The following is a 12,687-nucleotide window of genomic DNA, read 5'->3' as shown; positions in this document are numbered from 1 at the left end:
AAACTCTCCATAATAATTTATGATGTTTGACTAGCTCATAAAAACTAATTGTTTTAAAACGTCCTTAGGACGTTTGTTAATTTGGAATTAACGTTGACATATTGTCATTCAGTTTTCAATGTTCATTTAAAATAATAATGGTGGAGACTAGCGGGATCGAACCGCTGACCTCCTGCGTGCAAAGCAGGCGCTCTCCCAGCTGAGCTAAGCCCCCATTATACAATTAAGAGTCGGGAAGACAGGATTCGAACCTGCGACCCCTTGGTCCCAAACCAAGTGCTCTACCAAGCTGAGCTACTTCCCGTTATTAAATTATTAAATAACAAATATAAAATGGCGCGCCCGATAGGAGTCGAACCCATAACCTCTTGATCCGTAGTCAAACGCTCTATCCAGTTGAGCTACGGGCGCATGTTTTATATTATATATGGTGCCGAGGACCGGAATCGAACCGGTACGGTAATCACTTACCGCAGGATTTTAAGTCCTGTGCGTCTGCCAGTTCCGCCACCCCGGCATCATAAAATAAAAATGGAGCAGAAGACGGGATTCGAACCCGCGACCCCAACCTTGGCAAGGTTGTATTCTACCGCTGAACTACTTCTGCATGATTCAGTTATAATCGGAAAACTGATGAGCCATAGAGGATTCGAACCTCTGACCCTCTGATTAAAAGTCAGATGCTCTACCAACTGAGCTAATGGCTCATAGCTTTAAAATGGTGCCGGCCAGAGGACTTGAACCCCCAACCTACTGATTACAAGTCAGTTGCTCTACCAGTTGAGCTAGGCCGGCTATTTAAATGGTGGAGAATGACGGGTTCGAACCGCCGACCCTCTGCTTGTAAGGCAGATGCTCTCCCAGCTGAGCTAATTCTCCGAATTATATTGCCTGGCAACGTCCTACTCTTGCGGAACGTAAGTCCGACTACCATCGGCGCTAAAGAGCTTAACTTCTGTGTTCGGCATGGGAACAGGTGTGACCTCTTTGCCATTGTCACCAGACAATATTTTAAATTATTTAATTATGTGCGTTTCAATAACTCACTTAAATTATTTTAACTTCTTTCGTTAACATTTGCAATAGTCAATTTTACACTCAGTTAAAATCTTTTTTACAAAATTGTAACGCGTTCTTTTTGACGACCCTTTAATATTACTACATTCGGTCTTTTATGTCAACACTTATGTATCATCTTTTTTAAGAATTTATATTCATGCAAGATTGCTCATAAAACGTTGCTTTATTTCGTAGAACAATTAACAATTATACAGGGTTTTGAAAATTATGCAAGTGCTTTGCGAAAGTTTTTTAAAAGATATTTACATTTGCCGACCTCCCTCTCTTTTTATAAGAGATCATGTGCTTTTTGAGGCCCTTTATACATATAAAAGCAGGCGTGTCTTAAAAGGTGACACGCCTGCTTAATTATTCATTTTGTTAAGTACTCAACTTATTTTTGACGCATGTATGGGAATAATAATACGTCTCTGATAGATGGTGAGTTTGTTAATAACATAACAAGACGATCGATACCGATACCTAAACCACCAGTTGGAGGCATACCGTATTCTAATGCTTCGATATAGTCTTCGTCCATCTCGTGTGCTTCGTCATTACCTTGTTCTTTTTCTTTCAATTGCGCTTCGAAACGTTCTCTTTGGTCAATTGGATCATTCAACTCAGTGAATGCATTCGCATGTTCACGACCCACGATGAATAATTCGAAACGATCTGTGAAACGAGGATCTTCTGGATTTTTCTTAGCTAATGGTGAAATTTCAATCGGATGGCCATATACGAAAGTAGGTTGAATTAATGTTTCTTCTACTTTTTGTTCAAAGAATTCATTTAAGATATGACCATATGTCATATGATCTGTAATTTCAATGTTATGTTCTTTAGCTAATGCACGTGCTTCATCATCAGATTTTACATCATAGAAGTTTACACCTGTTGCTTCTTTAACAGCGTCTACAATGTGTACACGTTTCCAGTCAGATTCTAAATCAATTTCATAATCACCGTAAGGGATGACTGCTGTACCTAGTACCGCATTTGAAATATGACGGATTGTACCTTCTGTAATATCCATAATGTCATGGAAATCAGCATATGCCTCATAAAGTTCAATCATTGTGAACTCTGGGTTGTGGCGTGTTGATACACCTTCATTACGGAATACACGGCCGATTTCATATACTTTTTCTAAACCGCCGACGATTAAACGTTTTAAGTGAAGTTCAATCGCAATACGCATATATAGCGTCGCATCTAATGCATTATGGTGTGTCACAAATGGACGTGCTGCTGCACCACCAGGGATTTGATGCATCATTGGTGTTTCTACTTCTAAGAAACCTTTGCTGTTTAAGTAATTACGCATTTCTTGGATGATTTTACTACGGTTGATAAATGTTTCTGTACTTTCTTGGTTTGTAATCAAGTCTAAATAACGTTGACGATAACGTTGTTCAATATCTTGAAGACCATGGAATTTATCTGGTAATGGACGTAATGATTTTGTAAGCATGATGAATGATTTCGCTTTGACGCTTAATTCACCTGTGTTTGTTTTGAACATAACACCTTCAATACCGATAATATCTCCTAAATCTGCCATTTTCCAAATATCAAATTGTTCTTCACCGACTTGGTCTTTACGGACATAAATTTGGATTTGACCAGATAAATCTTGAACGTGCGCAAATCCAGCTTTACCTTTACCACGTTTTGTCATTAAACGACCCGCGATTGAGACATGGCTTTCATCTTCTTTTTCGTGTAATTCTTCTTTAGAGAAAGCATCCCATTTTTCATGTAGTTCAGCTGCGCTTGCTGTACGGTCAAAGCGTTGGCCGAATGGATCAATTCCTAAATCGATTAATTCTTGTAATTTTTGACGGCGGACCTGCATTTGGTCATTCATTTCTTCTGACATGTTATCTCTCCTTATTAAGCTTCTTGTGTTGCTTTATCTGCAGTGATTTCTTTTTGGAAATTCTGCAGGATATCAATCATTTCTTGTTCTGTGTTGGCTTGGTTTAATGCTTTACGGGCTTTTCCGTTGCCTTTAACACCTTTTAGGTACCATGAAGCGTGTTTGCGCATTTCCATAACGCCAACCTTCTCACCCTTTAATTCTACTAGTCGACGCAGATGTAATAAAGCAATTTCTACTTTTTCTTTCACTGTCGGTTCATCCATCAGCTCGCCTGTTTCTAAATAATGGACTGTACGGTAAATCATCCATGGGTTGCCTAAAGCTTCGCGCCCAATCATCACCGCATCTACGCCAGTTTCATCCAGCATTTTTTGCGCGAGTTCAGGGCTTGTCACATCTCCGTTGCCGATAACTGGAATATTAACCGCTTCTTTCACTTGTCTGATAATATCCCAATCTGCTTTACCTTCATACATTTGCACACGTGTACGGCCATGTAATGAAATTGCGGATGCTCCTGCACGTTCTGCCGCTTTCGCATTTTCTACTGCGTAAATATGATCGTCATCCCAACCAATACGCATTTTGCATGTAACAGGTTTATTGACTTTCTCAACAACTGCAGATACCATTTCATAAATCTTATTAGGGTCAAGCAGCCATCTTGCACCCGCTTCACAACGGATAATCTTATTCACTGGGCACCCCATATTAATATCAATAATATCAGCTGTTGTATTTTGATCAACATAAACTGCAGCTTCGACTAAACTTTCTTTCTCACCGCCGAAAATCTGCAACGATAACGGACGTTCGTTTTCATCTATATACAACATATTCATTGTTTTCGGGTTATTGAATAAAATCGCCTTGTCACTGACCATCTCAGCGCAAACTAAACCCGCACCGAACTCTTTGACAGTCAATCTGAATGCAGAGTTGCACACCCCAGCCATAGGAGCGAGTACGACTCTATTGTCGATTTCTACATCTCCAATCTTCCACATAATTATTACCTCTCAATCTATCTCTTACGTTTATTGAACTTTTTTCACAGTTTCGTTAGGAACAGTTATATCTTTAATTTTGGTTTGTGTTCTTGGCTCTATCTTATTTGGTGCAATCTCTTGCAGCGGAATCAAGACAAAAGCACGTTCTGTCATTCGTGGATGCGGAATCGTCAAATCTTGTTCTTCAATGATTTGGTCACCATATAACAGGATATCGATATCTAAAGTACGCGGACCCCAACGTTCTTTACGTACACGATGCAGTTGCTGTTCAATCGCCAAGCCCCTTTCAAGGACGGCTTTTGGTGATAGTTCTGTTTGAATTTCCACACATAAATTTAAAAAATCCGGTTGATCGACATAACCGACAGGCTCAGTTTCATAAAATGATGAAACTTTCACTACTTTAATACCAGATTGTTCATCTAATAAACGTATTGCTTCTTTTAATTGGTTTTCTCGGTCTCCGACATTGCTGCCGAGTCCTAAAAATACATCAGTCATTTTGATTCACCCTTGTAATTTCCACACCTACGCCATCATAGTGACCTGGAATCGGCGGTACTTCTTTTGTTATACGTACTTTAGTTTCCAATACCCGATTATAGTGTGAATTTATACGATTTGCAATAAGTGCTGCGAGATGTTCGAGTAAATTTTTAGGTTCCCCTTCCATAATTTCTTTCACATCCGCATAGACTTCCGCATAGTTGATCGTATCTTCTACTTGATCGGACTTTCCTGCTTCAGTTAAATCAGTCGTTAATTCAACATCTACAACAAAGATTTGTCCAATTTCATTTTCTGCTGATAAGACTCCATGATAACCATAAAATCTCATACCATTTAAAAATATACGATCTTTCATCGTTCAATCTCCTTTAAATAATCAATGCCATGCGCAATACGCGCATTGAGTTTTACATTATGTACACGTACCGCTTGCACACCTTTCATCACACCATAAGCAGTCGTTGCTGCTGTCATTTCATCACGATCTTCTGGTCCTTCGTCTGAACCCATCATTTCTTTGATGAAGCGTTTACGACTCGTCGCAAGCAATACTGGATATTCTGTCGCAACTAATTCATCCAGTCGCTCCATAACTTCTCGTTCTTCCAATCTCGTTTTCGCAAAGCCGATACCTGGATCAATCCAGATTTTATTCGTCGCAACCCCTGCTGTTTCTGCACGATGTGCTTGTTTTAATAAATAAACTAGCATTTCATCCATGACAGGATCTTCACGTTGTCCATCTCCATTATGCATCAAGACAATTTCAGCATCGTATTGTGCAACGACTTCAAACATTTTAGGGTCATATAAACCTGCCCATTGATCATTAATCATTGTTGCGCCAGCCTCTAATGCTGCTTTCGCAACTTCACTGCGAAACGTGTCGACAGACAATTGCACATTAAATTCGGAGAGTGCTTTAACAACTGGAATGACGCGTTCTAATTCATCTTCTAATAACACTTCACTGTGCCCTGGTCTTGTGGAAACACCGCCGATATCTACAATGTCGACACCTTCATCCATCATTTCCTTCACACGTGCAACCGCCGCATCTACAGAATTGTATTTGCCGCCGTCAGAAAATGAATCAGGTGTTACATTCAATATGCCCATGATTTTTGTATGTGCCATGTCTCTCTTCCTTTCATCATAACTGTGATACATTATATTAAAATTTTAACATATGACCGACCCCAAGCGTTCAAAAGGTGTTTGAAATGAAAAAACCGCCGTACCATTTCTCAAAAAGAGAAATGCGAACGGCAGTTCATCAATGTTTGACTTATTTACCTTCAAAAGAATATAAAGGTGTAGATAAGTAACGTTCACCATTACTTGGAAGTACAGTTACAACTGTTTTACCTTTACCTAATTCTTTTGCTTTTTCGATTGCCGCATAAATTGCAGCACCTGAAGAAATACCTGCTAAGATACCTTCTTCTTTAGCAACTCTGCGTGAAGTTTCCATTGCAGTTTCGTTGCCGATTTTAACAACTTCATCATAAATGTTTGTGTTTAATGTGTCAGGAACGAAACCTGCGCCTAAACCTTGTAATTTATGAGGACCTGGTTCGCCGCCGCTTAAGACAGGAGAACCTTCTGGCTCGATTGCTACGATTTGAATGCTAGGGTATTTTTCTTTTAAGACTTTACCTACACCACTTAATGTACCGCCAGTACCAACACCTGCTAAGAATGCATCGATTGTACGGCCTTCGAATTGTTCTACAAGTTCAGGACCTGTTGTCAATTCGTGGATAAGCGGGTTCGCTGGGTTTTCGAATTGTTGTGGTTCATAGTAACCATATTCTTCTTTTAATTCTTTTGCTTTTTTAATAGCACCTTTCATTGCTTCAGATCCAGGTGTTAATACAACTTCTGCACCGTATGCTTTTAATAAGTTACGACGCTCTTGACTCATTGTTTCAGGCATTGTGAATACAGCTTTGTACCCTTTTGCTGCTGCAACAAATGCTAAACCGATACCTGTGTTACCACTTGTAGGTTCGACAATTGTATCACCTGGTTTGATTTTTCCTTCTTGTTCAGCACGCTCGATCATCGCTAAAGCGATACGGTCTTTTACTGAACCACCTGGGTTTTGATACTCTAATTTAACATAAACATCTGCAGCATCTTCTGGTACGATGTTGTTCAATTTAACTACAGGTGTATCTCCAATCAGTTGTACAATGTTATCTACGGGTTTATTTGCCATAAAAAAACGCTCCTTTATTCTTAAAAGATATTTAATTAAGTCACCAGAACCTCATTAATAATACCCCGAAACAATTCAATTCTGATGCTTAGTCATGCCATTATTTCTATTAAACCTTATCTATTTCATCGGATATTATTATTTTATCAGATTTATACATTGTTCCACAAGTTCATTGTCTCTATTCTTTATTATTTCCTCTTTTCCCATAAAAGAAACGTCTTACACTGTGATTCGTTACAGTAAAAAAGCGAGACGTCTGATCGTCTCGCTTTTCAATGTGTTTATTTAGCATGCAATTCTTCGATTAAACCTTTAAGTTCCGCTTCACTATAGTGATATTTCGTACGGCAGAAATGACATTCTGCTTCTGCACCATGGTCTTCATCAATCATGCTTTGAATTTCAGCTTCACCTAAGCCTTTAATCGCATTTAAGAATTTTTCATGACTGCAGTTACATTCGAATTTCACGGGTACTGTTTCTAAGAATTTCACATGTTCTTTACCTAAAATCTCAGTCAACAGTTCTTCTGGTGATAATCCTTGATCAATCAATTGAGATACTGGTGTCATATGTGTGATGGCTTGTTCAACTTTTTCAATTGTCTCTTCTTTCGCATTCGGCATGACTTGAATAATAAAGCCGCCTGCTGCTTTGATAGAGTTATCTGGATTTACAAGCACACCTAAACCAACAGATGATGGGACTTGTTCACTTGTCGCATAGTAGTATGTGAAATCTTCACCTAGTTCACCTGACACAATCGGGCTTGAACCAGAGAAGTAATCTTTCATCCCTACATCCTTAACAACTGTTAATGTACCGTTTGTACCCACTGCACGTTTCACATCTAATTTACCTTGGTCATTTAATGGGAAATGTGTTTGTGGATTCGTAACGTATGCGCGTACGTCGCCTTTCGCATTCGCATCTGCTACAATACGTCCGATTGGACCTTGGCCATCTACAGTGACAATTAATTTTTGGTCACCTTTCAACATGGCACCCATCATAACAGTTGCTGTCATTGTACGACCTAATGCTGCTGATGCTGTCGGCCATGTGTAATGTCTTGTTTGTCCTTCTTGCACTGCATGAGTCGTTACCGCTGCATACGCACGGATATCTCCATCAAATGCCAGTGCTTTTACTATATAGTCTTGAGTCATATCTTTTTACGCCTCTTTCTTTCACTTAATTTTCAACATTTATGATTTCATCGTTCAATTATTTTCGTTAAAAAATCTCTTTCTGCGTATTCCTAATGATAGCAGAAAGAGATTTTAATCTACATTATTTAGTTTCAGACAATAGAATCGTCTTATTTATCGTTTCGATGGTCAGAGTCATCTTTGTCTTTAGCTTCATGTGGTGTGTCATCTTCAGCTGCTTCATCAGAATGTTTCGTTTCTGGATGTGCTTCTGATTCTTTTTGACGTTTTTCTTGCTCGTCTACTTCAGCCTCTTCTTCTTGATATTCCTTGTCCTCTTCACGGACTTCTTCAAGGATTTCATCATAAGATTTACCGAATTTACCTTCTTGGAACTCTTCATCACCTTGTTTAACAACTTTCGCTTCATCATAGTTCACTTCAGGTAATTTACCTTCGTAGAATAATGAATGGATTTGTTCACGTACTAATGTTTCTTCTGTCAACAATGTCTTAGCGATAAGTTTAAGTTGATCTTCATGTTCAAGCAGGATTTGTTTACAACGTTCATATTGTTCTTTGATGATACGTTGTACTTCTTTATCGATTTCATAAGCGATTTGACCAGAGTATTCTGGTTCGCCTTGCATATCTTTACCTAAGAACACTTGACCGCCGCTCTTCGTAAACTGCATTGGTCCGAGTTTCTTACTCATACCGTATTCAGTTACCATTGAGCGCGCAATTTGTGTTGCACGTTCGAAGTCGTTTGATGCACCTGTAGACACTTCATTGAAGTTGATATCTTCAGATACACGACCACCGAGCAAGCCGCAAATCTTATCAAGCAATTCTGGCTCTGTCATTAAGAAGCGATCTTGTTTTGGTAACATCATCGCATAACCGCCAGCTTGTCCACGCGGTACGATTGTAACTTTGTGTACCACTTCAGCTTCATCAAGCACCATACCGATAATTGTATGTCCTGCTTCATGGTGCGCGACGATATTACGTTCTTTCTCAGAAATAACACGAGATTTCTTAGCTGGACCTGCGATAACACGGTCTGTTGCTTCTTCAATATCTCGCATGTCGATTTTCTTCTTACCGTCACGAACTGCAACTAACGAAGCTTCGTTCAGCAAGTTTTCTAAATCGGCACCAGAGAAGCCTGGTGTTCTTTGCGCAACTGCTTTTAAGTCTACTGTTTCATCTAATGGTTTGTTTCTGGCATGTACATATAGAATCGCTTCACGGCCTTTAACATCTGGACGACCGACTTGGATTTGTCTGTCGAAACGACCTGGACGTAATAACGCTGGGTCAAGGATATCAGGACGGTTTGTTGCCGCAATCATGATAATACCTTCGTTTTCGCCGAAGCCATCCATTTCAACTAATAATTGGTTCAATGTTTGTTCACGTTCATCGTGACCGCCGCCGACACCGGCACCACGTTGACGACCTACTGCGTCAATCTCATCAATGAAGATGATACAAGGTGCGTTTTTCTTCGCGTTATCGAATAAATCACGAACACGGCTGGCACCGACACCGACGAACATTTCAACGAAGTCAGAACCACTGATTGTGAAGAATGGCACGCCTGCTTCACCAGCTACGGCACGGGCAAGCAATGTTTTACCTGTACCTGGAGGACCGACTAAGAGTACCCCTTTAGGGATTCTTGAGCCCATATCTTTGAATTTCTTATTGTCTTTTAAGAAGTCGACAATTTCGATTAATTCTTGTTTTTCCTCGTCTGCACCGGCTACGTCAGAGAAACGTACACGACGTTTTTGGTTGTCGTACATTTTAGCTTTGGATTTACCAAAGTTCATCATACGACCGCCGCCTCCGCCGCCTTGCGCTTGACTAAGGAAGAATATGAATAATAAAGCAATAACCAATACTGGAATCAATGTTGAAAGAATACTAACAAATACGCTTTGTTTTTCTTCTTCTTTAACTGTAAATTTTAAATCTTTTTGTTTTTGTGCTTCACCTGTGACTTTTTGTAAGTCTTTTTCGTTATTATATAGCATCGTTGAAGAATAATCTTCACCGTTCTTGGTCTTTCCAGTGATCATATAAACGTTCTGCTCAGGCTGAACTTCGATTGATTTCAAATCGCCTTTTTCAAGTTTTTCGAAGAACTGTGTATATGATAGTTGTTTCGGCATATTGCCGTTACCATTCAGCCAGGAAAATAAACCGAATATAAAAACGCCAATGATTGCGATTACAAGCACATTGCGAAAAGCTTTCTGCATGCGTTTTTTCCTCCTACTCCAATAATAAAACTAACAAAAATTGTAACACAATATAACTTTTAATGGCTAGTATTTCAACTTTGTAGAAAAAGTAAGCCTACTATAGTATTCATTTGTCGATTATTTTTGATAAATCTCTGGTTTCAATGTTCCGATGTATGGCAAGTTACGGTAAAATTCCGCATAATCCAAGCCGTATCCGACTACGAATTCATCTGGGATTTTTCTGCCTACATATTTTGCTTCGATATCTGCTTTACGACGGTTTGGTTTATCTAGCAATGTGACGATTTCTAAAGAATTCACACGACGAGATTTCAATAGTTCAGTAATTGATTTCAAAGTTGTACCGGTTTCTAGAATATCTTCTACGATTAATACATCTTTATTCTCAATAGAGCTGCCTAAATCTTTTAAGATTTTAACTTCTCCTGTAGATTCTGTACCGCCGTGATAGCTTGATACATCCATAAAATCAATTGCTAAATGTGTATCGATGCGTTTGATTAAATCTGACATGAACATTGCTGAACCTTTTAAAATGCCTACACAAACAAGGTCTTTATCGGCATAATCTTCTGTGATTTTTGCTCCCAGTTCACGGCAGAGTTGCTGGATTTCATCTTCCGTCATCAATATTTCTTTTAAATCTTCCTTCATTTCGGCTACACTCCTAAATTTATTATCTCTAATTTCCCTTCATAATCTGCCGCAGTGTACAAAGTACCTACTGCAATAATCTCCCCTTGTTTATTAAGCAATATGGGCAATCGCTCACGTTCAAATTTAGGAACTTTGCGATTGATCATTAAGCGGTTGACTTTCTGATGGCCTTCTTTGTTTGGTAGTACGAAGCGATCTCCCGATTGTCTCGAACGTATTACCATTGGGAAGTCCGAACCCTCAATATCATCATGAACTATAATGCGGTATGTACCATAATCATAATAACCTGGTTGTGTAATCCGCTGTGGTGTCGTCTCGTTTTTTGTGCAACCCATTATTATAAATTTATCATACACAATTTGAATATTCCATTTATCTGTCGCATAAATTATCGCTTGAGATTGAGAATTTTCAATTTGCGCAAACCATTCTTGATACGCTTGTTCAGAAATGGGAGCGCCTGATACATAAGCCTCAAGCAATTGATCCAGCACGATTGTTTTTAACGAATGCGACAATCTATTGAATGCAGTACGGTCTACCTGAATCATTTCTGACTCGCGCGCAACGTGTTGGTTGATAAAATTATCTGCTGCTCGATGCAGTAAATCGAATTGCTCATCATGCCAAGCTTTCAACTTTAACAACTGCGCAGTATCTAGATGGTCATTCGCATCTATGGCTGGAAAAATGCGATTACGAATATCGTTACGTACATAATGATTATCTTGGTTAGACGCATCTTCAAAATACGGCACCTGATACTCAGCTTGATACGCTTTAACAGCTTGTTTATCGATATGCAGTAAAGGTCTGACTAAGCGATAACCGCTTCTCTCCTCTACTTCCTGCATCCCAAGTCTGCTTCTTGTAGACCGTCCTGTCATAAGACGATAGAAAATCGTCTCTAACTGGTCATCTAAGTGATGTGCTGTCAACAAAACACTAGCACCTAATGCTTTCATTTCAGACTCAAACCAAGCGTAGCGCTTTTGGCGTGCATCTTTTTGAATGCTCTTACCTTTATTAGTCAATGCGGATAAATCCAATTCGTGGGTGCGAAGCGGGATATGATGTTGCTGGCAATAACGTTCTAAGAAAGCCGCTTCTTCTAAAGAAGCCGATCTGATTCCGTGATTGACATGCAACACGGTCAGTTGGCGATATGTATGATGATAGTGTGTGGTCAACATATGTAATAATACCATGCTGTCGACACCTGTAGAAACCGCTAATGCAAGATGGTCATTTTCAGACCAGCCTTCTGTATAAATATTCATATCCTCACCTCGTCCTCATTTGAAATATACGCATGGATAAAATTTCAGACAAAAATAAAAGAGACTGTTCCCTTCGAACAGTCATCTGCTTTATGTTGAATTATCGTCTTGAACCTCTTCCGCCGCGTCTTGATTCAGCTTGGCGTTTGATAGACGTCATTTTTTCTTCGCTATCTTTTAAGAAGTTGCTTAATTTCTTTTCAAAGTCTTCTGGTTTGTTATGTGATGGTTTGCCATGACCACCATGGCCGCCTCTATGATGTTGTCTTTTCGGACGATCTTTCGCTTTTTTAATTGAAAGACTGATTTTACCGTCGTCAGCAACAGATAGTACCTTAACTTCTACTTCATCTCCAACAGACAAGTGATCTTCCACATTTTCAACATAATTGTCTGCAACTTCACTGATGTGAACTAAGCCACTTTTCCCTCCAGGCAATTCTACAAACGCACCAAATTTTTTGATACCAGTGACTTTCCCTTTAAGCTTGCTTCCTACTTCGATTGACATATCCTAAATAAATCCTCCGATTTCTTTCAATTTTACTTAACTCTATTATATGCTTGTTGTGCTAATTTAACAATGGCATATCAGTTAAAACAGTTAGATATTATACTTTTCT

The 12,687-nt window shown here is 39.2% G+C and carries 11 protein-coding genes, 8 tRNA genes and 1 rRNA gene; all 20 read right to left on the bottom strand.

Features of this window, described 5'->3' with window-relative positions; genetic code table 11:
- Nucleotides 1–138: 138 nt before the first annotated feature.
- A tRNA-Ala gene (locus KRR19_RS11375) sits at nt 139–214 on the bottom strand.
- Nucleotides 215–230: 16 nt separating this feature from the next.
- Nucleotides 231–304 (bottom strand) — tRNA-Pro (locus KRR19_RS11370).
- A 30-nt stretch (nt 305–334) separates the two neighbouring features.
- Nucleotides 335–411: transfer RNA gene (locus tag KRR19_RS11365), tRNA-Arg, on the bottom strand.
- 17 nt (nt 412–428) lie between these two features.
- Nucleotides 429–517 (bottom strand) — tRNA-Leu (locus KRR19_RS11360).
- 15 nt (nt 518–532) lie between these two features.
- Nucleotides 533–607: transfer RNA gene (locus KRR19_RS11355), tRNA-Gly, on the bottom strand.
- Nucleotides 608–634: 27 nt separating this feature from the next.
- Nucleotides 635–707, bottom strand: a tRNA-Lys gene (locus tag KRR19_RS11350).
- Nucleotides 708–719: 12 nt separating this feature from the next.
- A tRNA-Thr gene (locus tag KRR19_RS11345) sits at nt 720–795 on the bottom strand.
- Between the two features lie 8 nt (nt 796–803).
- Nucleotides 804–879: transfer RNA gene (locus KRR19_RS11340), tRNA-Val, on the bottom strand.
- 10 nt (nt 880–889) lie between these two features.
- Nucleotides 890–1,004, bottom strand: a 5S ribosomal RNA gene (gene rrf, locus KRR19_RS11335).
- A 449-nt stretch (nt 1,005–1,453) separates the two neighbouring features.
- The gene (lysS, locus tag KRR19_RS11330) at nt 1,454–2,941 is read right to left on the bottom strand and encodes a lysine--tRNA ligase (RefSeq protein ID WP_002481933.1); all 1,488 of its coding nucleotides are present in this window, start codon (nt 2,939–2,941) and stop codon (nt 1,454–1,456) included.
- Nucleotides 2,942–2,955: 14 nt separating this feature from the next.
- Nucleotides 2,956–3,951: a tRNA dihydrouridine synthase DusB gene (gene dusB / locus KRR19_RS11325; RefSeq protein WP_023016266.1), complete on the bottom strand. Its 996-nt coding sequence runs from the start codon at nt 3,949–3,951 to the stop codon at nt 2,956–2,958.
- 30 nt (nt 3,952–3,981) lie between these two features.
- On the bottom strand, nt 3,982–4,458 hold the full coding sequence (gene folK, locus KRR19_RS11320) for a 2-amino-4-hydroxy-6-hydroxymethyldihydropteridine diphosphokinase (RefSeq protein WP_002481931.1): 477 nt from the start codon (nt 4,456–4,458) through the stop codon (nt 3,982–3,984).
- Nucleotides 4,451–4,822 carry a dihydroneopterin aldolase gene (gene folB, locus KRR19_RS11315; RefSeq protein WP_023016268.1) on the bottom strand — a complete coding sequence of 124 codons (372 nt, stop codon included), beginning with the start codon at nt 4,820–4,822 and terminating at the stop codon, nt 4,451–4,453. The genes folK and folB overlap by 8 nt, the downstream gene beginning before the upstream one ends.
- Nucleotides 4,819–5,604, bottom strand: coding sequence for a dihydropteroate synthase (gene folP / locus KRR19_RS11310; protein WP_002481929.1), 786 nt, complete (start codon nt 5,602–5,604; stop codon nt 4,819–4,821). Before folP ends, folB begins: the two co-directional genes overlap by 4 nt.
- Nucleotides 5,605–5,755: 151 nt before the next feature.
- Nucleotides 5,756–6,691 (bottom strand): cysteine synthase A, encoded by a 936-nt coding sequence (gene cysK / locus KRR19_RS11305; protein WP_002481928.1) that lies wholly within the window; start codon nt 6,689–6,691, stop codon nt 5,756–5,758.
- Nucleotides 6,692–6,975: 284 nt separating this feature from the next.
- On the bottom strand, nt 6,976–7,863 hold the full coding sequence (gene hslO, locus KRR19_RS11300) for an Hsp33 family molecular chaperone HslO (RefSeq protein ID WP_216733639.1): 888 nt from the start codon (nt 7,861–7,863) through the stop codon (nt 6,976–6,978).
- 152 nt (nt 7,864–8,015) lie between these two features.
- Nucleotides 8,016–10,118, bottom strand: a complete 2,103-nt coding sequence (ftsH, locus tag KRR19_RS11295) for an ATP-dependent zinc metalloprotease FtsH (protein ID WP_106421112.1) — start codon at nt 10,116–10,118, stop codon at nt 8,016–8,018.
- A 120-nt stretch (nt 10,119–10,238) separates the two neighbouring features.
- Nucleotides 10,239–10,778 (bottom strand): hypoxanthine phosphoribosyltransferase, encoded by a 540-nt coding sequence (hpt, locus tag KRR19_RS11290; RefSeq protein ID WP_002481925.1) that lies wholly within the window; start codon nt 10,776–10,778, stop codon nt 10,239–10,241.
- A 5-nt stretch (nt 10,779–10,783) separates the two neighbouring features.
- On the bottom strand, nt 10,784–12,064 hold the full coding sequence (gene tilS / locus KRR19_RS11285) for a tRNA lysidine(34) synthetase TilS (protein WP_023016272.1): 1,281 nt from the start codon (nt 12,062–12,064) through the stop codon (nt 10,784–10,786).
- 100 nt (nt 12,065–12,164) lie between these two features.
- Nucleotides 12,165–12,575, bottom strand: a complete 411-nt coding sequence (locus KRR19_RS11280) for a S1 domain-containing RNA-binding protein (RefSeq protein ID WP_002481923.1) — start codon at nt 12,573–12,575, stop codon at nt 12,165–12,167.
- Nucleotides 12,576–12,687 lie beyond the last annotated feature (112 nt).

It is taken from the genome of Staphylococcus sp. CWZ226, assembly GCF_018986355.1.
Taxonomy (GTDB): domain Bacteria; phylum Bacillota; class Bacilli; order Staphylococcales; family Staphylococcaceae; genus Staphylococcus; species Staphylococcus simulans.
The sequence above is the reverse complement of the archived record's forward strand: the minus strand, read 5'-3'. Positions and strand labels throughout refer to the sequence as shown.

Bases quoted from the DNA above. Each gene is read 5' to 3' on its own strand.
- lysS (WP_002481933.1), bottom strand. From the start codon at position 2,941: ATGTCAGAAGAAATGAATGACCAAATGCAGGTCCGCCGTCAAAAATTA.
- dusB (WP_023016266.1), bottom strand. From the start codon at position 3,951: ATGTGGAAGATTGGAGATGTAGAAATCGACAATAGAGTCGTACTCGCT.
- folK (WP_002481931.1), bottom strand. From the start codon at position 4,458: ATGACTGATGTATTTTTAGGACTCGGCAGCAATGTCGGAGACCGAGAA.
- folB (WP_023016268.1), bottom strand. From the start codon at position 4,822: ATGAAAGATCGTATATTTTTAAATGGTATGAGATTTTATGGTTATCAT.
- folP (WP_002481929.1), bottom strand. From the start codon at position 5,604: ATGGCACATACAAAAATCATGGGCATATTGAATGTAACACCTGATTCA.
- cysK (WP_002481928.1), bottom strand. From the start codon at position 6,691: ATGGCAAATAAACCCGTAGATAACATTGTACAACTGATTGGAGATACA.
- hslO (WP_216733639.1), bottom strand. From the start codon at position 7,863: ATGACTCAAGACTATATAGTAAAAGCACTGGCATTTGATGGAGATATC.
- ftsH (WP_106421112.1), bottom strand. From the start codon at position 10,118: ATGCAGAAAGCTTTTCGCAATGTGCTTGTAATCGCAATCATTGGCGTT.
- hpt (WP_002481925.1), bottom strand. From the start codon at position 10,778: ATGAAGGAAGATTTAAAAGAAATATTGATGACGGAAGATGAAATCCAG.
- tilS (WP_023016272.1), bottom strand. From the start codon at position 12,064: ATGAATATTTATACAGAAGGCTGGTCTGAAAATGACCATCTTGCATTA.
- KRR19_RS11280 (WP_002481923.1), bottom strand. From the start codon at position 12,575: ATGTCAATCGAAGTAGGAAGCAAGCTTAAAGGGAAAGTCACTGGTATC.